Raw genomic sequence first — 24,230 nt, 5'->3', positions numbered from 1 at the left:
TGCTGACCACGGTCGCTCTCGTCGTCGTGTTCGGCACCGCCATGATCCCGCTGCTGCCGGCGCCCGACGGCCACCCGCGGAGCCGTCACGCGTGCGCGCCGGCGGGTGACGGGTGTGGCGGGGTTCCGAGCAGGTCGTGAAGTTCGCGCGCTACCTGGTCCGGGAGCTCGAGGCCGGGAAAATGGGTCTGCCCGTTGAGCCGGGTGTAGCTGAACCACAGGTTGCGGGAGCGGAACTCCTCGTGCAATTGGTCGTACTCAGGGACCTTGGGGTGGGAGAACACGTGCCGGATAGGTCGCGGTTCGATCAATCGCTCCATGCGCCCCATCGGTGAACCCCAGGTGTCATAGGCGTTCTCGATGACGCGGCAGGCTCGTGACCACATGTCGAATCCGAAGCCCCCGCACTCGTGTTCCATGTGGTATCGCACCGCTTCGTCGCTGCTGCCTGCCAGCCACGACTGCACGAGACCCTCGCGGCCGGCCAGCCACGTCTCGCGCTGCTGAATGGCGTGCAGGCCTGCGACGAACTCCGGTGGGGGCGGAGTCATGATCAAGTCGAGGATCATCACCTGGGGTACCCGCTGAGCGCCGAGCGCGTCGGCGATATCGAGGGCAGCCCAGCCACCGTGGGCGTGTGCGACCGGTACGAAGGACTCGATCTCGAGTGCGTCGAGCAGAGCGATCGCATCGGCAGTCTGCTCGGCGACGCCGAAGTCTCCAACCGGGGTACGGTCGGGGCCGTGCCCGCGCCAGCACACCCGGATCACCCGGTGGTCCGGCAGCAGATGTGGCAGCAGCCGGTTGTAGGCCCGATGGTCGTGTGCCCAGCCAGTGAGAAGGACGATCGCGGGGCCAGGTGCGAGCCCCTGGTCATCGAACGCGATCTGCACCCCGTTGACGGTCATGGTGTTGATCATGGGTTGGTCTCCTGATCCTCTAGGTGTTGATGGTCGGACGAAGGCGGGTGGCGGCGAGTTGCGATTCGGTGAAGGCGGACACACGGCCGGCGGCGGTCAGCAGCGGGTTGCGCACGCGGTCGGGTACCGAATTCAGCAGACGCATCCGATAGGACGTTCGTTGTGTGCGTTCGGTGCCGGGACGCATGTCCCGCTCCCACACGGCCAGTGCATCGGCCGGTTCCCGACCGGGCCGACTCACGGCCTCGGCCAGGGCCACGGCGTTGGTCATGGCAGTTCCACCGCCCTGCCCCAGATAGGGCGGTTGCGCGTGCGCGGCGTCCCCGAGGAACGCCACCGCCCCCCGAGACCACGCCGACATGCGCACGTATTCGAATGTGTCCCAGCGAATCCTGATGCCGGAGGTCGCGGCCAAGAGCTGCGTGAGCACGGGAAAGCTGTGCTGCCACAGCGGCACGTCGAGGCGGGAACCGCGGATGGCAGGGTCGTCCGCGTCGCACACCAGCGCGAGGTAGATCAAATCCGGTGTGCACGGCGTGTACAACAGGCGACGGCGGCCCCGGAAGAACTCGAGATGCTTGACTGCGTCCTCGGCTGGGAAGTAGTCCGGCGAGGCCGGGATCATGAGGCGGGCGGCACCCTGCGTCATCCGGATCCTCCGGTACGCCAGGTCGATGCTGTCCCGCAGCCGGGAGTGGACGCCGTCCGCGACCACGACGAGGTCTGACTGCTCGGTGGCGCCACCGTCGAAGTCGACTGCGCCGTCGGGGCGGACTGCGGTGGCACCCGAGCCGGTGACGATGTCGACCCCGCTCTCGCGTGCCGACCGCACCAGGGCGGCAACGAGTCGCTCGCGCAGCAGTGTGTAGCAGCGGGGCCGGTCCGCCCCGTTGATGTCGATGCGGTAGAGCAAATCGCCCGTGTGGGTACGAGCCTCGACAGCCGGTCCGATGTGCGCTCCATACGTCGCGTCGTCGAACGCTCCGATCGAGTCGAGCGCGAACAGGCCGTTGTCCCAGACGTAGATTCCCGCGCCTACAGCCCGGATCTCGGTCTGCCGTTCGTGGAGGCGAACCGTCCAGCCCCGGCGGGCCAGGGCGGAAGCGGCGGTCAAACCGCCTATCCCCGCACCGATAACGGTTGCGTGCCGACTGTGCATGAGCGGCCTTTCTGATTAGGGCGCGTGATCAGGGGAGTGCGTGCCGGGAACCGGATCCCGTCCGGTGTCGCGGCCAGGTCGTGTCGCTGATGTCGCCGCTGCGGACGAATTCACCCCAGTACCGGCGGGTGCGGGCACCTATCGAGGCTGCGTCGTCGGGCACCAGCGGATGCAGCATGGGGGCGTCGCGCCATGCCTCGTCGCTACCGAACAACAACGGAAGCTCGATGCAGTGGCATGCGCCGAAAGGGTTCGACGGATGCAGGCGGTGGAAACGGAAGCAGCGGACATCGGCACCGGCGTCGGTAAGTAGGTCGGCGAACCGGTCCGTCGGCGCGTCGAAGACCTTGCGCTGCACGAGCTGCTGCACACCAGCCACGAGGCGGGGACCGAGCACGGGCACCCGCCGCACGGCGGAGAACACGGGGTGGTGGCCGTAGAATGCTCCCATTTCGTCGGCCGTGGTGCCGATCAGGACGCGCAGCCCGTCGGCGCCACGCACCACGGCGTCCTGCCACTGTCGTCGTGCCGGAAGCGGATCGGTGTCATATACCGGAAGCAGGGGAGGTGCCGAGTTGAGGGCGGCCGGGCCGGCGAGCCGGCAGGCCGTGCGGGCCTGGGCGGCCAGCAGATCCGCGATATCGGCGCGATGCGGGTCGCCTTGCAGCTCGTCCAGAAACACGTCGGCGACCCGCTGCGCCTCCTCTGGGCCGTGGAAATGGAGACCCAGTGGCGCGCTCTGCACGATCGCCTGCGAGAACGTGGCACGCGCTCGCTCGATGCCGAGCATCGCGACGACCGACTGTGCCCCCGCCGACTGCCCTGAGACCGTCACGCGCGCGGGGTCGCCGCCGAATGCGGTGATGTTGTCGCGAACCCACTCCAAAGCCGTGATCTGATCGAGCAATCCCAGATTTCCGGCTGAGATTCCCGGGGCTTTGAGGTAGCCGAGGACGCCGAGGCGGTACCCGACCGCCACGACGACGATCCCGGTCTCGCGGACCAGTCGGTCGGCGGCGTAGAGATTCCACTGTCCGCTGCCCGAGAGGTACGCGCCACCGTGCAACCACACCAGTACCGGGCAGGATCCCGGGTCTGCTCCGGCCGGCGCGGTGACCGTCACGGTCAGGCAGTCCTCCGACTGGGCGAGCGGTGCCGGTACCCCCATGACGGCCTCGAGTCGGGACGGCAACTGCGGGGCGACCGGTCCCGGGATGGTGACGTCGATGACCTCGCGGTGGGCCGGTTCCCGGCGGGGTTGCTCGAAACGCGCAGCGCGTGCGTAGCGGATGCCGTGGTGGACGGTGACACCATTGGCGGTGGTACCGCGCCACTGTCCGGAGGGGGCTGTCACGTGGCCCATTGCGTCCTCGCCTTCTATCGCAAGTTGACTTGCGATAGCAAAACGGTAAGAGGGGCAGGGTGCATAACGCAAGTGCTCTTGCGATAATCGTCGTATGGTTACCTCCTCGGACGACGGCAGGCGGATTGCGGTGCGCGGGGCGAAGTTGCGTGCCCGGGTGCTGGATGCGACGATCGCCCGTATCGAACGCGTCGGGATCGACAACGTGCGCATCGCTGACATCGCGGCAGACGTAGGAGTACACGAGACGTCCCTGTACCGGCGGTGGAAGACGTTGCCGCGCCTGCTCGTCGACGCATTGGTATCCCGGACTGCCGCCGAGGTCCCGATCCCCGATACCGGCTCGACCGGATCGGATCTCGAGTTGTTTACCGCCGACCTCGCGCGTTTTGCGCGGACACCCGCAGGTATCGCACTGATCCGGGGCACCGTCGTTTCCGATACCGACCCCGAGGTCGAAGCCGCGCGCCGCGACTTCTGGGTGCAGCGGCTGTCCGCCGCGGAGGCGATCATCGAACGCGGCAAGCAGCGCGGCGAGGTCGATCCCGACGCCGACGCCCGGCTCGTCGTTCTGACACTGGGCGGTCTGATCCACCTGTACGTCACGCATCTGGGTGACGAGATCCCCGCGCGACTTCCGGACGAGGCGGTGGCACTCGTCCTCGCAGGTATCGTGCGTCACGGTGCACACGCAAAGACCAAGAGCGAAAAGTAATCTCCGGTCCGCCCCCTGCAGTCGGTCAGGTTCGCGGTTTCGCCGACCCGGCTCCCGGCCGTGCGCGCTTCGGGCGCGAGGACGACGGGAAGAACAGCGCGAGCATCGTGCCCGCGAGCAGTAGCACCGCGCAGATCGACAACGCGTGCGAGTAGCCGGCCACGAGCGCGGATGCGCCGGAAGGCGCCGCGGCGGCAGTCGCCGCCGCCGCGATGCTGACCAGGCCGGCAAGACCGACAGAACCGCCGATCTGACGGGACGCACTCAACAGACCGGCCGCCATACCGACCTCCCCGTCCGGCGCGCCTGCCGTCGCGACATTGCTCAAGGGCATGAACGACAGTCCGATGCCGATGCTCGTAGCGAGCGACGGCAGCAGCACCGTCGCGACGTACCCGCCGTCCGCGGACATCATCGAGAACCCCCACGCACCGGCGGCAGCGATCGCGGTACCGACGATCAGCAGCGGGCGAGGTCCGATTCGGGGCAACAGTCCGGACGATGCAACGATGCCGACGACGAGACCCGCGCAGAACGGTAGGAAGGCCACGCCGGTCACGGCGGGCGAGTATCCGAGGCCGCGCTGCATGTACAGCGAAACGAAGAAGAACGCGCCGAACTGCCCGGCGCACAGCACGCACATGATCGCGTTCGCGAGGCCGATCCTGGGCCGTAGCAACGTGGAAAAGCGCACCAGCGGATTCGGGGTCCGGCGCTCCACCACGACGAACGCAACGAACAGGGCGAGGGCCGCCACCGTGCCGCCGAGTACGACCCGCGAGCCCCATCCCTGGGTGTCCGTGACGCCGACCGTGCCGACCAGAACGGTCAGGGCCGCGGTGGCCAGGATCGCACCCGGCACGTCCAGGGTGCCGCCGCCCGGCCGTGCGGGCACGCGCCCGAATCCGCGCGCGGCCGCCGCAGCAGCGACCAATGCCACCGGGGCACCGGCGAACATCACCCAGCGCCAGCCCAAAGCCTGAGTGAGTACACCGCTGAGAACCACACCCAGCGCACCGCCGAGCGCCGAACTCATCGCGCCGACCCCGAACGCCCGCGCCCGGGCGGCCCCGTCCGGGAATGCCTGACTGAGCGCGGCCAGACCGGCAGGGGCGATCATCGCGGCCCCGACTCCCTGCACCGCGCGGGCCGCGACGAGCAGGCTTGCGGTCGGTGCGCACGTACCAGCGACGCTGACGACCCCGAACACCAGCAGTCCGGCGACGAGGATGCGGCGCGTCCCGGCCACGTCGCACAACCGACCGCCGAGCAGAAGCAGGCCTCCGAACGCCAGTGCGTATGCGTTGACGACCCACGAGAGATCCGTGTCCGTGAAACCCAACGAGCGTTGGATGTCCGGCAGCGCAACGTTGATGACCGACATGTCGAAGGCGACGAGGAACTGCGCCGCCGCGGCGGCCGTGAGTACAAGTCCAGATCGGACGGCTGGGGCTGCAGGGAGAGTCGTCACGACAGTCTCCTAATTTGTATACGCGTTCTCATAATGAAGCGGTCTACCCTACGACCCCACGGTCCGGCAAGGCCTTCAACCCCCGCCGTCGGGCACAATGAGCGGATGGCCACACCCGCTGCCGATCACGGCACGCCTCGCCGCGGACGACCCCCTCGGTTGTCCGCGGACCGGGTCGTCGCCGCGGCCCGAGCTCAACTCGAACAGGGCGGCCTGGCCTCACTCAGCATGCGGGCGCTCGCCAAACACCTCGGCACCACACCGATGGCGCTGTACCGGCACGTCGGCGACAAAGAACAGCTCCTCGACCGAGTACTCGACGAATATTCCCGGGGACTCGAGGACATCTCACTGTCCCAGACCCCCAGAATCCGGATGTGCGAGATCTTCGTAGCGATCTTCGACACGCTCGCCGCCGAATCCTGGATCCTCGAACTCCTCGAGCGGGGAGGACGCGGCGGAGCCGGCGCGCTCGTTCTCGTAGACCACGCGATCGCCGCCGGGCTGGAGCTCGGCATGAGCCCGCGGCGCGCGCTGCTGTTCTACCGCGCACTGTGGAACTACACCCTCGGCGCGCTGCTGAATCTCCGCACGCCAGCACCTGCGGAGGACATCACTCCGCTGGCCACCAAGATTCGCGAGGCAGGTCCCGAGCGGCTGCTGGCACTGCACGCGGTGGCGGAGGACTGGCCGTCCGGAACGACGCGTGAGGACTACATCGACGGACTGCAGATCATGATCGAGGGATATCTTGCCCGGTACGGCGGCACCGGACCATCACCGGCTTCCTGACCCCGCACACCGTCGTTGCACCACGAAACCCGCGGTGTGGAACGGAAACCCGCGCAATGTTCCGCCAGGCGGACCGACACCGTTGCCGGGTGAGGCCGGCGCCACAACACTGCACCCTCACGAGCGGATGTGGACACCGGGTCCGGTGAGCCCACAGCGGCGGAAGGTATCCCATGATCGGACGACCACTCATGTCGCCGCGAGGTCGACCCTCGCGGCTCGGTGATCACCTCTTCTCGTGACAACCGCGGCGCGGTGTCGCCCTGCCCGATCGGGCCCCGGAGGACCACGGTGCCCTACTGGCATCGAACGACACCGCGACGAAAACCCATCCAGCGGACTCGACCCCACAGAGAACCCGGAGGAACCAGAATGAGCCCACGGACCGGCACCGAGTACACAGCGGGGCTGCGCGACGACCGCGAGGTCTGGGTGGACGGACGGCGCGTGCCGGACGTCACCGACTACGAACCCTTTTCCGGCGCGGTGCGGTCGGTCGCGGGACTGTACGACCTCCAGCACAAGCACGCCGACGATTGTCTTGTCGATCACCCCGACGGCGGAGAATCGATCAACGCGTCACACCTGATTCCCCGTTCCCGTGCCGATCTCGAGAAGCGTCATGCCGCGATGGCCCACGCCGCCCGCTACTCCGTCGGGCTGCTCGGCCGATCACCCGACTACCTCAACGTCACGTTCGCCGGCCATGCAGGCCGGTCCGACGTCTGGGCGGCAGACGGGAACGAGGCCGGCGCACAGAATCTTGTTGCATTCCAGGATCAGCTCGCCCGACGGGACTTGGCGTTGACCCACGCGATCATCCGGCCGACGGTCGACAAGGGTCTCGGTGACCTTGCGTCCGCCGGTGGCGAGTCGGCGCTGCACAAGGTAGCCGATACCGAGCACGGAATCGTGGTACGCGGTGCCATGGTTCTCAGCACCCTGGCCCCGTTCGCGGACGAAGTCGCCGTCTATCCCGGCCAGCCGATGCCGAAGGACGCCGGCAAGTATGCGCTCGCCTTCTCCGTTCCGATCGGGACGCCGGGCTTGAAACTGTTGTGCCGCGACAACTTCTCGGCGGCTGCGGGGCGCTACGATGCACCGTTCTCGGGGCGGTTCGACGAACAGGACGCTTTCCTCATCTTCGACGACGTCGAAATACCACGTGATCGTGTGTTCATCGATGGCAACACTACGGTCTGGAACGCGGCGATGATGAGTGGATGGACCGCAAACATCATGCAGCAGACCACTATCCGGGCAGAGGCCAAACTGCGCTTCGCCTACGAGTTGGTCAGCCGCTGCTGCCGGGCGATCAACGCGTCGGACCCGCGGACCACCGAGATGCTCGGGGAACTGTGGACCTACGCGGAGATGACTCGCGCCCTTCTCGTCGCGGCCGAAGCGGGTGCGCACGAGTGGGGCAACGGCGTGTGGTTCTGCGACGAGCGCCCGTTCCGGGCTCTCCGGCCGACGCTGCCCAAATGGTTCCCACGCGTCAACGAGATCATCAAGCTGCTCGGCTCACACAACCTGCTGGCCACGCCGGCGGAATCCGCGTTCGATAATCCCGAACTGAAACCGCTACTGGACCGGCACCTGCAGGGCGCCGATGGGTTCGACGCCCGTGAGCGCGTGCGGCTGTTCCGTGCTGCATGGGACTTCGTCGGCAGCGCGCTCGGCGGACGCAACGAACTGTACGAGCTGTTCTACCTCGGCTCGGCGGCCCGGTCCTATCAGCTCAATCACGCTGTGGCACAGTTTGAAATGCCCGAATCTCTCGTCGACCCGATGCTGGGCATCGCACCTGACGAACTGCACGTCGAACACGCGCCCGCATTCATCTAGGCCCACCCGTCCGGCCCCCTGCCGCCGACGCTGCGGCGGTGGGTCGGACGAGTGGGTGCGCACCGCGGTACTGCGCGATCAGAGCACGTGCCACTGGGGTCCGAGGACCGTCGGCGTGCCACGCCAACGCCAGGCGGCCCCGGAGGGAACCGCATGCGATGCCGAGGATATGCAACGAGCTCCGGCGGGAAACCGCATAGGGCTCGGGCAGAATCGCGACCCCGAGACCGCCCGCAGCGAGCTCCGCGAGCACCTCGGGATCGCCCGCCTCGATACCGATACGCGGCACGATCCCGGCGGTCGCGAACGAGTCCTCCAAGACGAGGCGGGCTCCCACGCTGCGAGGGAAGCTGATAAGCGGCCGATCGCCCAGTTCGGCCAGGGTAACCTCGCATCGATCCGACCAGGGGTCGTCGTGTCGGACCGCCGCGACCAGCGGTTCGTCGGCCACCACCTCCAGCTGCAGCCCCGGCGGCACCGATCCGGCGGGCGCGATGATTGCCGCATCCAGTCGGCCGTCGAGCAATGCGTCGACAAGCGTGTCCGAACCGGCCTCGGATACCGATACTCCGACCTCCGGGTGCTCGCGGTTGAACCGCGTCAGGAACGTGGACAGATTGAACGCCACCGACGACGACGCGACGATTCCGAGGTTTACATGACCGCGCAGTAGACCTGAGTGCTCGTCGACGATGCGGCGCATGTCGGCCGCCGCGGCAAGCGCGGCGCGCGCGTACGGCAGCACCTCGTCCCCCACCTGAGTGAGGCGCACCGTGCGTGTGCTCCGGTCGAGAAGCGGTTGGCCCAGTTCGCGTTCGAGCTGTCGAACCTGCGCGCTGACACCCGACTGTGCGGTGTGCAACCTGGCGGCAGCCCTGGTGAAACTCGCCTCCTCGGCGACGGTCACGAAGTATGCCAACTGCCGAAGTTCCATGCGAGAAGATGCTAGCAGCAAGCAGATTCGGATATTGGACTTCTGTAGAGGATCTCCCTCAGCATTGACATACCCACAGTCGAGACTGTGAGGAAATTGCTCCATGACGTTCGAGTTTCTCTGTGCCGCAAACACATACATTCGGATCCGGTGAGCGCCGCGCCGCACTCGCGGCCGGATCGGTAGCGCCAGCCGATGATCCGTCGATCCCTGAAGGGGGTACCCACGATGCTGGGAAAGAATCTCGTCCGAGCCGTCCTCGCCGGCGCCGCAGTCCTCGGGTTCACCGCGGTCCTCGTGTTCGACGACGTTTTGCCCGCCGTGGCCGACCCCGTCCCCGATCCGATCACCGTCCACGTCGAGAACGACCAGGTCGCCAAACACGACTTCGGTGCCCCGGGGCTGGATGTCGGTGACGTGGACGTATTCTCCGACAAGCTCAGTCAGGACGGGCGGCAGGTGGGTCACGACGGCGGCGTGTGCTGGTTCACCAACATCGCGGGGCCCGACAGCCCCATCACCCATTGCGTGCTGACCATCCAGTTCGAGGAGGGGCAGATCTTCGCACAGGGTCTCGGAATCCACACCACCGCACCGTTCGACATGACCATCACCGGAGGGACGGGCAGGTACGCCGGCCTGAGAGGTGAGATCACCGTGTCCGGCGTCGCAACACCGGACGAGAAGTACGAGATCAGGTTCGCGAAGAAGTAGCCCCGATGGGCGGGGCTGGCGATGCACCGGAACGAGCGATGCACCGGAACGAGCGGTGAACACGGACCGGTGCATCGCTACCGGCGGTGGTGCCCGGCCCGTCACGCGGGTAACTGCTACAGCTGGTTTCCAGCGACCGAGGTCCCTGAGGGGCCTGCCGGGTATCGAGCCGGACATCTCGTCACGATCCGTCGATGCGCCGGAGAAGCCGCGCGTGGCGGTCGGTCGGATCCCGACGGGGACAACTCGTGCATTTGTCGTTGCCTGCCGTGAAAGGGATGAGGCAGCACAATGCTCGTCTGACGAACCGATCGGGGCGAAAAGAACTTTCGATGTCAACAAACCTCGGTGTGGGCAGCGGTGGTGCGGCGGGCTCGACCGCGAGCGTGCACGCCTCGTCGATCTTGCCCAGGGTGCGGCCCCACAGCGAGGGCATGGCTGGCGACGGAGTCCATCACGATCGCCCACAGGGCGCGATGTGCTGCACCGGATACGGCAGCGAGAGCGTCGATCACCGATCCGTAGGCGACGACCAGTCCTGCAGCGAAGGAACGGGCGTCGTGTTCGACTCGGTGCGAGCGCACCGCACCGAGGTATACGTCGCCGCGCAGGGTGCACTCCGGCTGTTCCAAGTGCGGATCGGGCGTGCGGCCCTCGGTCGACACCATGAAGATGGGCGCGGTTACCAACGTCGAACTGGCCGAATACCACCACAACGTGCCGTTCACACGCGGATCGTTGCAGCTCCACCGCGCGCCCGTATCCGCGACGCGGGCGGCGACCCGGTCTCCGTCGGTCATCCGATTCCCGGAGAACGTCTCGCCGACGAAGTCGATGGTGTGAACGAATTCGCCGAGGAAGGGTGCCAGCCGCCGGTATGCTCCGGCGACTGATATCTGCGCATCGACGCCGTCTACGATGTCAGGCGTCAACGAGACCCCACAGATCGAGGACCCGCCGGCCGGTGGTTCGTACGCTCCCGCGTACCGCGAGTCCTCCACGAAGCCGAGCGCCGCCCCGAACTGTATTGTCGGAAAAGATCCGCTCCGACTGAGATGTGCGTTCGGGGCACGCGCGCCGCGGGTTCGTCGAACAGGGCCGGGGAGAAGCTGCTGTCAGCGGCCTCCCACTAGCGTGGGGACCGAGCATCCGTGGATCGCCCGGTGGCCGCGAACGAGGTGAACGTTCCGAGGAACGTAAGGACGGCTATTCCGAGGATCAACCACCGTGTCGACACGAGGAGCGAGTCGCCTCCGATCGCCATGAGATTGCCGGCGATGGCGGAAGAGAGTGTGAACGCGATCAGTTGTGTCGTGCTCACCGCGGCAGCGGCCTTGGAACCCTCGAGGGGGTCGGTCGTACTGCTCATCGCCGCGACGGACAGGTGCGGGAATGCGAGACCGATGCCGAGTCCCGCGAGGAAGAGCAGGCCGGCCCAGAGGATCAGGACGCCTGTCGCTGGCGCCTCGAACTGGAGCAGTCCGTACCCCAGCAGTCCACCCGTGAGCAACCATGGGGCGATGCGGATGTATCGGGAACTTGCGGTGGCGGAAGCGTTGGCGCTGAACAACTGTGCGATGACCCAGCCCAGCGAGAGGACGGCGCCGAGAAGCCCGGCCACGAGGGGCGGGAATCCACCCAGTTCCTGGGCGAAGAGCGGGATGAAGTTCTCGGTCATGACGCCCGCGCACAGCGCGGCGACGGTGAGGTAGATCCACTTCAAACGCCCTCTCCGCACATATGTGAGACGCGGCAAGACACCATTGGGGTTCCTGGCGTCGACGCTCACGAAGACGGCGAGCAGAGCGGCGGCGCCGATGATCGTCGCAGGAACGAGCCATCCGGTGAGGGTGGAACTGATGCTCAATGCTGCGGCAGTGAGGGCAAGGGTGACGATGGAGGACACGGGTACTGCCGCCTTCGACGCGGGCCCCACTCTCTCGCCTGGAAGGGAGCGAATGGTGACCAGAATGAGCACGAGCGCGATCGCGGCGAGGCCGCCGAAGGCCGTGCGCCATGCGCCAAGTTCGGCGAAGAGACCTCCCAGCGCGGGGCCGAGCAGCGTACCTATGCCGAACATGGCCGAGACGAGCCCCGTCGCTCGCGTCCAGAGCTGCCCGGGGAGCACGGTCCTGATGACCGCGTAGCCGAGTCCGGTGAGCAGACCCGCGCCGAATCCTTGGATCGCGCGCCCGGTGATGAACACTTCCATGGTCGGGCTCACGGCGCTCACCACGGTACCGGCGGCGAAGGTGAGGAACGCGATGACGTATGAGCGTGCGGCGCCCTGCATTCCGAGAAAGCGGCTGACGAACATCGTCGCGACGACCGCGGTGATGAGGTAGGCGGTCGAGGCCCATGCGTAGTACCGGGCACCTCCGATCTCCGCGACGACCGACGGCATCAGCGCCGCGGTGAAGTACAGGTTCATCGCGTAAAGGCCTATCCCGCTCGCGAGTACGACAACTACGGGAAGGTGCGGACGACGGAATAGGGTGCCCCATCCATCATTGGGTACGTTGGGCGGCTGATCCTCTGCCAGGGCGGATTCACTCATGTCGGCTAACCTAGAAGTTCAAGTTCGGTTGAAGTCAAGGAGCGATGTGTCGTACACGCCGAAGGATCTGCTCACCGTAGGTGAGGTCGCCAAACGCGCAGGCATCGCTACCAGCGCCGTACGCTTCTACGAGGATCGGAATCTGATCTCGTCTGTGCGGACGGCGGGCAACCAGCGTCGCTACCCCCGTTACGTGCTGCGGAGGATCGGGATAATTCTCGCGGCGAGGCGCTTCGGGATTCCTCTCTCGGAGGTCTCCGACATGTTCGCCCGACTCCCGGACGACCGTATGCCCAGTAAGCGGGACTGGCGTCGCATCTCGGCCGCGTGGCACGGCAAGCTCGAGGCGCGGCGCCGGGAGATCGAGCGGCTCGAGGAGGAACTGTCGGGCTGCATAGGCTGCGGCTGCCTCTCACTGAACACGTGCCGCATCCTGAATCCCGAAGACAGACTCTCCGCGGAGGGCCCTGGTGCACGAAGGCTCCACTGCGATTGAGCCGCCGCGGTCGAGCGTGGTGACGAGGCAGGCCAGTAAAGGCAGCCGGCCACTGTCCGACGATTGACCGATTCGACGTATCGACGCTACCGTGATTGAAACGTTTCAATCAGGAAGGTGTCGATGGAGACCCTCGATCGGATTCTGGACTCGCTGGCCATCGAACTGCCGTCGTGGGCATTCGGTAATTCGGGCACCCGCTTCAAGGTCTTCGGTTCGCCCGGTACCGCCCGAACGGTCGAGGAGAAGATTGCCGACGCCGCGACCGTGCATCGGTTGACCGGGCTGGCACCCACAGTCGCCCTGCACATTCCCTGGGACGCGGTAGACGACTACCCGGGGCTGCGCGCTCACGCCGAGAGCCTGGGTGTGCGCCTTGGTACGGTGAATTCCAATACCTTCCAAGACGATTCCTACAAATTCGGTAGCCTGACCCACGGCGACAGGTCGGTGCGGCAGAAGGCCATCGACCACCACCTCGCATGTATCGACATCATGCACCAGACCGGCTCGACGGACCTGAAGATCTGGCTGGCGGACGGGACGAATTACCCTGGGCAGGGCGATATCCGGTCTCGACAGGAGCGGCTCGCCGACTCGCTCGATGTGATCTATCGCAACCTCGGCGACGATCAGCGACTCGTCCTCGAGTACAAGTTCTTCGAACCTGCGATGTACACGACCGACATACCGGACTGGGGGACGGCCTTCGTGCACGTGGCGGCGCTGGGGGAGCGGGCGGTAGTCTGCTTGGACACCGGACATCACGCCCCCGGAACCAACGTGGAGTTCATCGTCGCGCAGCTGCTCCGGCTCGGGAAACTCGGTGCCTTCGACCTCAACTCGCGCTTCTACGCGGACGACGATCTCATCGTAGGCGCAGCCGACCCGTTCCAGCTCTACCGAATCCTCGTCGAGGTGCTCCGTGCCGACTGCCTCGCGTCCGACTCGGACCTCACGTTGATGCTCGATCAGTGTCACAACATCGAACAGAAGATCCCCGCGCAGATCCGGTCGGTCCTCAACGTGCAGGAGATGGTGGCGCGTGCGGCGCTGCTCGATCTCGACGCACTCGAGACCGCCCAGCGGGCGAACGACGTGCTGACCGCGAACGCCGTCTTCATGGACGCCTTCTATACCGACGTTCGCCCACTCCTGGCGCTCTGGCGGTCCCGACGCGGGCTTCCTGCGGATCCGGTCACTGCATACGCACAATCGGGTTACCAGCAGGAAATTGAAAGGGCTCGGATCGGGGGGACACAGTCTTCATGGGGTTCTTGACGAATCCCACCTCGGATCCTTCTTCGACACATCATCGACCCTAGGACGCACATCCCATGACCAACCCCACCGTCGCCGCCCTCCTCGCCAGGGCACACCGGCTCGGCGCCGATCCCAAGAACACGAACTACGCCGGCGGCAACACGTCCGCCAAAGGAATCGACACCGATCCGGTGACGGGTCATCCGGTAGATGTATTGTGGGTCAAGGGATCCGGTGGTGATCTTGGTACGCTGACCGAGGAAGGACTGGCGGTGCTGCGCCTCGATCGCCTCCGTGCTCTGGTCGACGTGTATCCGGGCGTCGACCGCGAGGACGAGATGGTTGTAGCGTTCGACTACGCTCTCCACGGTCGTGGCGGCGCGGTTCCGTCGATCGACACCGCGATGCACGGACTCGTGGACGCCGAACACGTCGACCACCTGCACCCCGACTCGGGTATCGCGTTGGCGACCTCCGCCGACGGACCCGAACTCACGCGGAAGATCTTCGGTGACCGCGTCGTGTGGGTTCCGTGGCGTCGCCCCGGGTTCCAGCTCGGTCTCGACATCGCCGCCGTGCGTCGGCGTAATCCCCAGGCGATCGGCACCGTCCTGGGAGGCCACGGAATCACGGCGTGGGGACGGACGTCGGACGAGGCGGAGGCGAACTCCCTCGAGATCATCGACACCGCCGAGCAGTACATCCGGAGCCACGGCCGGGCGCAGCCCTTCGGGGCACCGCTGCCCGGATACGGCGCTCTTCCGTCGATCGAGCGTCGCGCCAGGGCGGCCGCCCTGGCGCCGTTCCTGCGCGGACTGGCGTCCACCGACGAACCGAAGGTCGGCCACTTCACCGACACGGAGGAGATTCTCGAATTCCTCGAAGGCAGCGAGCATCCGCGTCTCGCCGCGCTCGGCACGAGCTGTCCCGACCACTTCCTGCGCACCAAGGTTCGTCCCATGGTGCTCGATCTTCCGGCGTCGGCGACCGTCACCGAGTGCAAGGAACGGTTGGCGGTCTTACATGCCCGGTACCGCGACGAGTATCGCTCGTACTACGAGCGACACGCCACCGCCGATTCACCCGCCATGCGTGGGGCAGATCCCGCGATCGTGTTGGTGCCCGGCGTCGGCATGTTCAGCTACGGCCGGGACAAGCAGACCGCTCGGGTCGCCGGCGACTTCTACCTCAACGCCGTCAATGTCATGCGTGGCGCCGAAGCGATTTCCCGTTACCGGCCGATCGATGACTCCGAGAAGTTCCGCATCGAGTATTGGTCGCTCGAGGAGGCCAAGCTGCAACGCATGCCGGAACCGAAGCCACTGGCGACCCGGATCGCGCTCGTGACCGGTGCCGCGTCGGGCATCGGGAGGGCGGTCGCACGTCGCCTCGCTGCCGAGGGCGCGTGCGTGGTGGTGGCCGACCTCGATGCCGCGCAGGCCCGTGCGGTCGCCGCCGAGATCGGGTCCGCAGATGTCGCGGTCGGGGTCGCCGCGGACGTCACCGACGAAGCGGCCGTGCAGGCGGCGGTCGACACATGCGTGCTGGCCTTCGGGGGTATCGACATCGTCGTGAACAACGCCGGTCTATCGCTGTCGAAGCCGTTGCTCGAGACCACCGTTGCCGACTGGGACCTTCAGCACGATGTGATGGCCCGCGGATCGTTCCTCGTCTCACGCGCCGCCGCCGCGGCATTGATAGAGCAGGGGATGGGGGGCGACATCCTGTACGTCTCGTCGAAGAACTCGGTGTTCGCGGGACCGAACAATCTCGCCTACTCGGCGAGCAAGGCCGACCAGGCACATCAGGTACGCCTGCTCGCCGCGGAACTCGGCGAGCACGGGGTGAAGGTCAACGGCATCAACCCGGATGGTGTGGTGCGAGGTTCGGGCATTTTCGCAGGTGGATGGGGCGCCGAGCGAGCCGCTGTGTACGGGATCGATGAGGACGATCTCGGCGCGTTCTACGCGCAGCGGACCTTGCTGAAGCGAGAGGTGCTTCCCGAACACGTCGCCGCTGCCGTGTTCGCGCTGTGCACCTCCGACTTCTCGCACACGACAGGGTTGCATGTTCCGGTCGACGCCGGAGTCGCTGCGGCGTTCCTGCGATGAACGCCGGGCAGGTCGCTGCGGTCGATCTTGGCGCCACGAGCGGCCGGGTGATGCTGGCGTCGGTGGGGCCCGGCGTGCTCGAGATGCATGCCGTCGCGAGGTTCCCGAACGAGCCCGTGCGCCTGTGGAACGGCACCCGGGCCGCCCTGCACTGGGATCTTCCCGGGCTGTTCGGGCAGGTGTGCCGGGGACTTCGAAGCGCGGTGACGCAAGCGGATGCACTGCTCGGGATCGGCATCGATTCGTGGGCTGTCGATTACGGAATGCTGCGCGGCGGGCAGCTTCTGGGGCTGCCCCATCACTACCGCGATGTCCGCACCGAGGCGGGCGTCGCGGCGGTGCACGAGATAGTCTCTCCCGACGAACTGTTCCAACGCAACGGCCTCCAATTTCTGCCTTTCACCACCGTGTACCAACTGGCCGCCGAACGGATCTCGGGCATGCTGGATTCGGCCGACCGTGCCCTGCTCATCCCGGACCTCGTTGTGTACTGGCTCACGGGACACGCTGTTGCCGAGCGCACCAACGCGTCGACAACGGGATTGCGCGATCTCGGCGGCGCCCTGGACCGGGACCTGTGTGCGCAACTTGGGGTTCCGGCCCATCTGTTCCCGGACACGGTCGATCCGGGCACCGTACTGGGGCCGGTCCTGCCGGAGATCACCGATCTGCTCGGACTCGGTTCCGATGTCCAGGTGTCTGCGGTGGCGTCGCACGACACCGCGTCGGCCGTGGCCGCGGTTCCCATGGATGCGACGGCGGCGGCCTACATTTCCTGTGGGACCTGGGGGCTCGTCGGTGTCGAGGTTCCCCGGGCTGTGGTCTCGCCGGAGGTACAGCACGCCCGATTCACCAACGAGGCCGGGGTTGACGGACGAATTCGTTTGCTCCACAACGTCATGGGATTGTGGCTGCTGAGCGAGTCGGTTCGGACGTGGGAGCGGGACGACGGCCCGGTGGACCTGCCCGAGCTGCTCATGCAAGCCGCCGAGTGCCCGCAGCCGATCGCGCTGTTCGACACCGACGATCCGCGGTTCCTCCCGCCCGGTGACGTTCCGGACCGCATCGAGCGGTGGTACACCGAGCACGATCTACCGGTCCCACCAGGCCGTCCGCACCTGGTCCGCGCGATCATCGACAGCCTCGCGGCCTCGTTCTCCGCCGCAGTGCACACCGCCGCGGCCCTCTCGGGAGTCGACGTCCGCAGGATTCACCTCGTCGGTGGCGGAGCTCAGAACACGCTGCTGTGTCAGGCCATCGCGGATCGTGCCGGCATCGCCGTTCTCGCCGGACCGGTCGAGGCAACCGCGCTCGGCAACGCCCTCGTCCAGGCCCGTGCCCACGGACTGGTACGCGGCGACCTCGAGACACTGCGGGCGCTCGTCGCCGGCACCTATGTTCCGCGCACATACACACCCCGCACCCGAAGAAGGGGGAGCCCGGCTCTGGTATGACTGGTTGCCACCGGTCGGTGAGGAGGACGCGTCATGGCCGTGAGTATGCGAGATGTCGCGGCGGCGGCGTCGGTGTCCGTCGGAACGGTCTCCAACGTGTTGAACAACCCTGACAAGGTTGCCCCTGCCACCGTCGAGCGCGTCCACAAGGCAATCCGCCGGCTGGGCTTCGTGCGCAACGACGCAGCCCGGCAGTTGCGCGCTGGGCGTTCCCGCTGCATCGGCCTCGCAGTTCTCGACGTCGGCAATCCGTTCTTCACCGACATCGCACGGGCTGCCGAGGAACGCGCGGCCGAGAACAGTCTCACAGTGCTGCTCGGTACCACCGACGAGGACCCAGAGCGGGAACGGCTATACCTGGACACCTTCGATGAGCTCCGGGTGTACGGGATGCTCGTCTCCCCCGTGGGTGACGACCTGACGCGCCTCGAACAGATGCAGTCCCGCGGCACTCCGGTGGTACTGGTCGATCGGGACGGCACGGGCACGCCCTTTTCGTCGGTTGCCGTCGACGACGTGGCGGGCGGAGCGATCGCGGTACACCACCTCGCCGAGATCGGACGGCGACATATCGCATTCGTCGGTGGACCGTCGACGCTACGACAGATCCGGGACCGTCTCGACGGTGCTCGCGGCGCCGCCTTGGCGCACACCGGGGCGACAGTGGAGGTGATCGAGACTGCCGGGTCCGATGTGGCAGCAGGACGCAGCGCCGCCGAACGACTCGCTCGGATTCCCGTCGGCCGCCGTCCCGACGCCGTCTTCTGCGCCAACGACCTCCTCGCCCTCGGCGTCGTCCAGGAACTGGTGCTCCGCAGCGCCGCGGCGGTGCCGGAGGACATCGCGATCGTCGGCTACGACGACATCGACTTCGCGGCGTCGGCGGTGGTCCCGCTCACGTCGGTGCGACAGCCGCGCGCGACGATCGGTGCCGCCGCTGTCGACCTACTGACGGCGACGGTCGACGACCCCGGCCGGGCACCCGAGCACCTGCACTTCCAGCCGGTGCTCGTGCCTCGGGTGTCCACCGGTGGCGTCGGCTGACGACGTCAGCGATCCCAGACGTCGATCTCATCCGCGCGGGGTAGCGGTTGTACGGGTCCGGGTATCGGACCGAAGATCCGGACTTTCCGGTGTTCGTCCCAGGCTGGCCAGCCCGGATCGTCGCCGCGGGCGAAAGACACCCACACACCGTGCATGTCGTCGGCAAGCTGCTGGGGCGCTCCGTGCCCGTTCAGCGCCCGGTATTCAGGCAGGTCGAGCAGATCGAAGACGAAACCGAGTTCGACTCCGTGTGCGGCACCGAGTCGTTCGACCGGACTCGGCCAGACGAACTCGTATACCCACGTCCTGGCGCCGCGTCGCGAACGGGCGTCGGCAATCCGGACTAGAGGCCGGCGCAGCAGCATGTCGATCACGACTGCACCGAGTACGTCGCCTGCTTTCATTCCCCGCCGGTTGGCCCGGTACCGTGCGACGACGCGCCGGCTGACGCCAGACTTGAGACGTGCGAGCGTCAGATGGACGCGGCCGATCCTCTCGGAGAGTCCGGTCGGCACCGTCCACAAGCGGTATTCGTCTTGCGTGGTGCCTATCAGGATGTCGACGTGGTCCGCAATGCCACCTGCGAGCGCATCGACGGGACCGACAGGCACGGTCGACTCGTCGAGGACGAGGCCGAAGCCGGGACCACCAGCCAGCGGTGTGGCCTTCCCCGTCAGGGCGCGTAGTGCCCCCAAGATGGTTTCAGGCTTCTGGGCCGCGAACTCGGCGCGGGTGGTCCCTATGCCGAGCTTGTCGGCCAAGAGCCGAGTGATGCGCCCGGCCATGCTCCGATCGTCGGCCTGCAGGGGAGCGCTCTGGATCACCGCCCGTCGCACGAGATGCCCGACGGTAGGGTGCCCGAGCAGACCGGCGACGAGAGTGCCGCCCGCCGATTGCCCGGCAATGGTGATCTGCGTCGGGTCGCCGCCGAATGCCGCGATCTCCTCGTGCACCCACTGCAGGCCGTGAGCGAGATCGGCGAGACCGAGATTGAGGGGGGCGTCGTCGAGAACCGCGAAGCCCTCGATCCCGAGTCGATAGTTCAACGCCACGAACACGATTCCGTCCCGAGCAAAACGTGAACCGTCGTACATCGGTAGGGCGTTGCTGCCGTGCGAGAGCGAGCCGCCGTGGATCCACACCAGCACAGGTACCCCGCCTCCGGTGCGTTCGGCGGGAGCCCAGATGTTCGCGGTGAGGATCTCCGCACCGTCGATCCGGATGGTCGGCAACAACCGTTCGAGACCGTCGGCGTATGGATTTTGCGGGGCTGTCGGGCCGTTCCGGGTGGCGTCCCGCTCCTCGTCCCAGCGAGCGTGCGGTCTGGGTGCCTGGAAGCGGAGAGGACCGAACGGCGCGGCGGCGTACGGGACGCCCAGGAAACGATCGACGCCGTCGACCGTGGTTCCGCGAAGAGGTCCCGACGAGATGGTGACCGAGGTGAACCGAGTCATCACAAGCGCACCTCGATTTCGTGGTTTCCCGGATCGAGCGACAGTACGCGACCGTCCTCCCCGATATAGTCGACCGGCACCGGGGACGTCAGTTCCACCAGTTCGGAGGTGGCCCGGACGGTGACGACACCGGCTGGGGTGGGGGCGGAACCTTCGGCCCAGTCCAGGTCGCCGAGCCGCGGGGCGATCTGCACCCGCCCGTATCCGGGCGCCGCGGGGGAGATCCCGAGTGTGAAGGTGACAAGGTCGCGGGCCGGGGTCGCGGACCAGCCGTGGGCAAAGGATCCCCCCTCCCAGCATTCGCGCAGAGCGGTCGGTCCCGTCGCGAGCAGCTCACGCCAGTCCCGGCACAGTACCGGGAGCCGGTGTGCGGCGCCGAGCTGGACGATGGCCTCGTGCACCACGTAGCGGAAGAACGGCTGCGCGCCGACCACCAGTGTCTCCGTGTCCCAATCGGGTTCGGGGCGCACCGAAATGGGAGCACCGTTCTCCGGTCCGGCTTTGTCCACACCGTGGTCACTGAGCGGAGTCCGGGTGAACATGGCATCGCGGTCGAGCAGCAAGGCCAGTACGGCATCGTTGCGTTCGGCCGGCACGAGTCCCGCAGTTACCGCTGCCGCTGCCGTGTGCTCGCTGACTGCACGGGGACGGTCACCATCGGGCAGCGTATCCCGGTACGCCCGGCGCACCGGATCCCAGAATGCCTCGAAGCCGACGCGGACGTCCCCGTGCAACGATTGCGCCCACGTCCCTTTCCCGGCGTCGCCGAGCCATTCGCTCATCTCACCGAAATCGCGAAGTGCTCTGGCCCACAGTGCATTCAGTGCTGCCGAGCATCCCGTCACCTGGACCGGAGACCAATCGATCAACACCCAGCCGGGAACCTCGTGGAGAAGGCCGTCGGCACGACGGTACGGCAGGAACCAGCGCAGGACCCGCTCGGCAACGGGAAGCAGTTCCGCCACCAGCGCTCGGTCACCGATGTAGCGGTAGAGGTTGTGTACCGATCGGATCCAGTGCAGTGCCCAGTCGGGAATGGGCGGCACTACCGGATTGGCGAAGTCACCGACCGCAACGATCGGTAGCATTCCGTCCTGCCGTGGTTGGGCGAGCAGGCGTGGATTCCATCGGGCAAGACTCCAGTCGCCGTTGACGACCAGGTCGACCGACTGGTGCACGACGGCGTCACCAGTCCACGCACGCTGTTCGCGAGTTGGGCAGTCCAGGTAGGCATCCCGAGACGTGAGGTCGACGGTTCGTACCGAGACGTCGAAGATCCGATTGAGCAGGGTATCACTGCACCGGAAGCCACCAGTGGGCACGCGCGGACGTCTGCGCTCGCGCACCTCCACTCGATGGATCTCGAGTGTCGGAGAGTTCACGGAAAGCACGAGATAACGGCCACCCACCGGGTTGTCGGGCTCGAACGACAGATCGCCGTTCCGCATCGTCACCTCGAACGCGGCCGCGCTGCGAAACGCCACGGGTGACACCGCCTCGACGAGAGCCCCGGTCACGGTGTCACCTTCCTTGCCCGACAGCTCCAGATACACCGTGCCCGCGACGATCGCAGCGAAGTCGTACACCACCAGTCGACGTTGCCCGCTGCCGCGAGGTGCGGACGCGGCACCGGCTGTGCCGGGGACCGCGGCCGCGACGTCGGTGCCGAGTCGGGTGTACACATCGGACGGATCATCGTCGGGCAGTGCAAACTGCTCGCGGGAGGCAGGTGTCCGTATATGCCCGGTCAACAACGGGATCGGACGCTTCCCGATCTGTCCATACGGGCCGATCGGCGGACGGGCACGACCTACCGGCCCGACGACGGCATGCTCGTACAGAACCGTCGCCGTCGGCCAGGCGGTGTCGTCGAAATCGACGCTCGTCCATGCGGGATCGAGCAGGCGGGCGTCGAATACCTCCGGTATCTGGGACGTGAGCATCGACAGGGGCCGTGACGGCGTCCACGCGTCCGCCGGGTACGCCCGCCAACCGTCTCCTGTCGCGAGGACGACCTCGCCGTCGCAGTCGAGTTCGGCGAGCAGTCCGCCCCCGCCGGTGGTGAAGGACGGAGCCGCCGGCTCCCACCACGGCACAGCGTGGCCATAGAATCGGCCGAGCACCGCCACGACATTGCGTCCGGGGCGCAGCGTAGTGGCGACAGGGTAGCGGTCGGCTGTCAGGGATCGCGGTCCGTGCCGGCTCGGCCCCGTACCGATCTCCACACCGTTGATCCAAAGCCGGTACCGGGAATCTGCGGTGATCCGGAGGTCCGCCGACTCCGGTACGCGGGGGAGGTCGACCATCCCGCGGAACAACACCCAACGGTCGAATCGTTTCGGGTCGTGCGCACCGAACGGCACCACGGACCGAGGGACCAGGGCCGGTTCGGCCGACCAGATCCACTCGGCAGCCCAGCGATATGCTTCCGCTTCGTCGGGGATCCAGAATGCAGCTCCAGGAGACCTGCGGACGGGGGTGAGAGTCATCGTGTGTTCTCCGGATCGTCGATTCGATCGGGGTCGGCCGAAGCGTATTCGATGCGGCGCCGCCCGACCTCGGCGATCGCGATCGCGGCGACCTTTCGTGTGATGGGGTAGGCGAGGAAGATCAGTCCGCCCAGAGTGGCAAGGAGCGCGGGAATCATCGACTGCGCCAGCAGGATTCCGTTACGAGCGGCACTGTCCTGGGACTCGTTGGCGACATATCCGGTCACGGCGAGGGCGTAGGCGATGGCCGCACCACCTACGCCGGCGCCGGCCTTTGCTGCGAACGACGCGAGCGACGCCAGCGCGCCCTCGGATCGGAATCCGCTCTTCCACTCGACGAAATCGGTGAGCTCGGCGAGCAGGGCGTAGTTCACGGCGACGGCGCCGCCGAACCCGAAACCAGTGACGGCGAAGCACACGAGATAGGCGGCACCGGGCAGATCGGGGAGCAGCGCGACGCTCGACAACCCGACGATCACCACGGAGATACTGGTTAGGTAGGCGGGCTTCGACCCGGTCCAGCGGGACAGGGCGGGGGCTGCAATGCTTCCGAGCGCCATGGGCACAACCATGGCAATCGCAGCTGCGCTGAGTAGGGATCTGTCTCCCACATAGTAGGAGAAGAAGAAGGGGAGCCCGGCCATCATCGCCGCGCTCGCCGAACTTGTCGCCACCTTGGACACCAGCAGGATCGGGACGGCGCGGTTGCCGAGGAACATCCGGCGCAGGTCGGCAAAGCGGTACTTTTCCGTGCTCACCGGCCGGATGCGTTCGCGGACACCGCGCGCAGCGAGTGCGGTGAGCACGAACGAAATGATGGCGATCGCGATCACGTAGGTCTGCCAGCCCGCGGCACCGCCCCCGAGAGCGTCGACCACCGGCAGCGTTATCGCGGTGATCAGCGCCGTGCCGAAGAGATAAGTTGCTCCCTTGATCGAGGCGAGACGGCCGCGAGTCGAGGGGTCACCGGACATGACGGGGAGCAACGAATTGAGCGGGATGTCCATGAAATCGAATGCGATACCCCACAGCAGGTACGTAACCCAGACTGCGACGACGCTCGCCGACAGCCACGCCGGCGCAAGGAACAGTGCCGCGAAACTCACCGTCGCCAGAGCGCCGCCGATCAGGAGGTAGCTGCGGAACCGTCCGTGCTTCGTGGCAGGGAGGTGGTCGACGAGATATCCCATGATCGGGTCGCTCGCGCCGTCGACGATTCGGGCCACCAGGAACAAGCTGCCGACCGCCGCGGCTGCGATGCCGATGACGTCGGTGAGGTAGATCAGGAGAAACGATCCGATGACCGTGCTGAGGATGATGTTGCCGAGGTTTCCGGCGAAGTAGCTCGCCTTCTCCCCGAACCCGAGCGCGGTGTTTGTCCGGACGTCGACCCTGGGAGCGGTCATCGACACGCCTTCCGTTCACGCGATGTTGAAGCACCGTTTTC

20 protein-coding genes are annotated in these 24,230 nt (G+C 66.8%); 9 read left to right on the top strand and 11 right to left on the bottom strand.

Annotated features, from left to right (window positions below):
• Positions 1-85: 85 nt before the first annotated feature.
• From ACWDUD_RS25860 to ACWDUD_RS25850, 3 genes are read right to left on the bottom strand one after another with little or no spacing between them, the layout of a single operon-like run.
• Positions 86-916, bottom strand: a complete 831-nt coding sequence (locus ACWDUD_RS25860; RefSeq protein ID WP_450111175.1) for an alpha/beta fold hydrolase — start codon at positions 914-916, stop codon at positions 86-88.
• 22 nt (positions 917-938) lie between these two features.
• Positions 939-2,078, bottom strand: coding sequence for an FAD-dependent oxidoreductase (locus ACWDUD_RS25855; protein WP_450111174.1), 1,140 nt, complete (start codon positions 2,076-2,078; stop codon positions 939-941).
• 28 nt (positions 2,079-2,106) lie between these two features.
• Positions 2,107-3,441 carry a carboxylesterase family protein gene (locus ACWDUD_RS25850; RefSeq protein ID WP_450111173.1) on the bottom strand — a complete coding sequence of 445 codons (1,335 nt, stop codon included), beginning with the start codon at positions 3,439-3,441 and terminating at the stop codon, positions 2,107-2,109.
• Positions 3,442-3,535: 94 nt separating this feature from the next.
• On the opposite strand from ACWDUD_RS25850, the gene ACWDUD_RS25845 reads away from it, so the two are divergent.
• The gene (locus tag ACWDUD_RS25845; protein WP_450111172.1) at positions 3,536-4,156 is read left to right on the top strand and encodes a TetR-like C-terminal domain-containing protein; all 621 of its coding nucleotides are present in this window, start codon (positions 3,536-3,538) and stop codon (positions 4,154-4,156) included.
• A 25-nt stretch (positions 4,157-4,181) separates the two neighbouring features.
• Here the strand turns inward: ACWDUD_RS25845 and ACWDUD_RS25840 are convergent, their stop codons facing one another.
• Entirely contained in the window at positions 4,182-5,627 is a 1,446-nt protein-coding gene (locus tag ACWDUD_RS25840; protein WP_450111171.1) for an MFS transporter, read from the bottom strand.
• 105 nt (positions 5,628-5,732) lie between these two features.
• On the opposite strand from ACWDUD_RS25840, the gene ACWDUD_RS25835 reads away from it, so the two are divergent.
• A complete protein-coding gene (locus ACWDUD_RS25835) occupies positions 5,733-6,419 on the top strand; it encodes a TetR/AcrR family transcriptional regulator (RefSeq protein WP_450111170.1) in 687 nt (228 codons plus the stop codon).
• A 372-nt stretch (positions 6,420-6,791) separates the two neighbouring features.
• On the top strand, positions 6,792-8,267 hold the full coding sequence (locus tag ACWDUD_RS25830) for a 4-hydroxyphenylacetate 3-hydroxylase N-terminal domain-containing protein (protein WP_450111169.1): 1,476 nt from the start codon (positions 6,792-6,794) through the stop codon (positions 8,265-8,267).
• Here ACWDUD_RS25830 and ACWDUD_RS25825 read toward each other — a convergent pair.
• Positions 8,260-9,201, bottom strand: a complete 942-nt coding sequence (locus ACWDUD_RS25825; RefSeq protein ID WP_450111168.1) for a LysR family transcriptional regulator — start codon at positions 9,199-9,201, stop codon at positions 8,260-8,262. The genes ACWDUD_RS25830 and ACWDUD_RS25825 overlap by 8 nt on opposite strands.
• 195 nt (positions 9,202-9,396) lie before the next feature.
• On the opposite strand from ACWDUD_RS25825, the gene ACWDUD_RS25820 reads away from it, so the two are divergent.
• Entirely contained in the window at positions 9,397-9,915 is a 519-nt protein-coding gene (locus tag ACWDUD_RS25820) for an allene oxide cyclase barrel-like domain-containing protein (RefSeq protein ID WP_450111167.1), read from the top strand.
• A 181-nt stretch (positions 9,916-10,096) separates the two neighbouring features.
• Here ACWDUD_RS25820 and ACWDUD_RS25815 read toward each other — a convergent pair whose 3' ends face one another.
• The 3 genes from ACWDUD_RS25815 to ACWDUD_RS25805 all read right to left on the bottom strand — a co-directional run bounded on the left by ACWDUD_RS25815 (position 10,097) and on the right by ACWDUD_RS25805 (position 12,472).
• The gene (locus ACWDUD_RS25815; RefSeq protein ID WP_450111166.1) at positions 10,097-10,351 is read right to left on the bottom strand and encodes a (2Fe-2S)-binding protein; all 255 of its coding nucleotides are present in this window, start codon (positions 10,349-10,351) and stop codon (positions 10,097-10,099) included.
• Positions 10,251-10,847, bottom strand: coding sequence for a hypothetical protein (locus ACWDUD_RS25810; RefSeq protein WP_450111176.1), 597 nt, complete (start codon positions 10,845-10,847; stop codon positions 10,251-10,253). The genes ACWDUD_RS25815 and ACWDUD_RS25810 overlap by 101 nt, the downstream gene beginning before the upstream one ends.
• 197 nt (positions 10,848-11,044) lie before the next feature.
• On the bottom strand, positions 11,045-12,472 hold the full coding sequence (locus tag ACWDUD_RS25805) for an MFS transporter (RefSeq protein ID WP_450111165.1): 1,428 nt from the start codon (positions 12,470-12,472) through the stop codon (positions 11,045-11,047).
• A gap of 46 nt (positions 12,473-12,518) precedes the next feature.
• Here ACWDUD_RS25805 and soxR point away from each other — a divergent pair, with 46 nt between their 5' ends.
• The 5 genes from soxR to ACWDUD_RS25780 all read left to right on the top strand — a co-directional run bounded on the left by soxR (position 12,519) and on the right by ACWDUD_RS25780 (position 18,840).
• Positions 12,519-12,968, top strand: coding sequence for a redox-sensitive transcriptional activator SoxR (gene soxR / locus ACWDUD_RS25800; protein ID WP_420749817.1), 450 nt, complete (start codon positions 12,519-12,521; stop codon positions 12,966-12,968).
• Between the two features lie 123 nt (positions 12,969-13,091).
• A complete protein-coding gene (gene rhaI / locus ACWDUD_RS25795) occupies positions 13,092-14,249 on the top strand; it encodes an L-rhamnose isomerase (RefSeq protein WP_450111164.1) in 1,158 nt (385 codons plus the stop codon).
• A gap of 56 nt (positions 14,250-14,305) precedes the next feature.
• Positions 14,306-16,342 (top strand): bifunctional aldolase/short-chain dehydrogenase, encoded by a 2,037-nt coding sequence (locus ACWDUD_RS25790; protein WP_450111163.1) that lies wholly within the window; start codon positions 14,306-14,308, stop codon positions 16,340-16,342.
• Entirely contained in the window at positions 16,339-17,796 is a 1,458-nt protein-coding gene (locus tag ACWDUD_RS25785) for a rhamnulokinase (protein WP_450111162.1), read from the top strand. Before ACWDUD_RS25790 ends, ACWDUD_RS25785 begins: the two co-directional genes overlap by 4 nt.
• Positions 17,797-17,829: 33 nt before the next feature.
• Positions 17,830-18,840 carry a LacI family DNA-binding transcriptional regulator gene (locus ACWDUD_RS25780; protein ID WP_450111161.1) on the top strand — a complete coding sequence of 337 codons (1,011 nt, stop codon included), beginning with the start codon at positions 17,830-17,832 and terminating at the stop codon, positions 18,838-18,840.
• Positions 18,841-18,845: 5 nt separating this feature from the next.
• Here ACWDUD_RS25780 and ACWDUD_RS25775 read toward each other — a convergent pair whose 3' ends face one another.
• The 3 genes from ACWDUD_RS25775 to ACWDUD_RS25765 are packed head-to-tail and all read right to left on the bottom strand — an operon-like array spanning position 18,846 to position 24,189.
• Positions 18,846-20,294, bottom strand: coding sequence for a carboxylesterase/lipase family protein (locus ACWDUD_RS25775; protein ID WP_450111160.1), 1,449 nt, complete (start codon positions 20,292-20,294; stop codon positions 18,846-18,848).
• Positions 20,294-22,783 carry an alpha-L-rhamnosidase-related protein gene (locus tag ACWDUD_RS25770; RefSeq protein ID WP_450111159.1) on the bottom strand — a complete coding sequence of 830 codons (2,490 nt, stop codon included), beginning with the start codon at positions 22,781-22,783 and terminating at the stop codon, positions 20,294-20,296. Before ACWDUD_RS25770 ends, ACWDUD_RS25775 begins: the two co-directional genes overlap by 1 nt.
• The gene (locus ACWDUD_RS25765) at positions 22,780-24,189 is read right to left on the bottom strand and encodes an MFS transporter (protein ID WP_450111158.1); all 1,410 of its coding nucleotides are present in this window, start codon (positions 24,187-24,189) and stop codon (positions 22,780-22,782) included. The genes ACWDUD_RS25770 and ACWDUD_RS25765 overlap by 4 nt, the downstream gene beginning before the upstream one ends.
• Positions 24,190-24,230 lie beyond the last annotated feature (41 nt).

The sequence above is a fragment of the Rhodococcus sp. NPDC003382 genome, from assembly GCF_053589135.1.
Note: the sequence above shows the minus strand (reverse complement) of the source record. Positions and strands in the feature narration are given on the sequence as shown.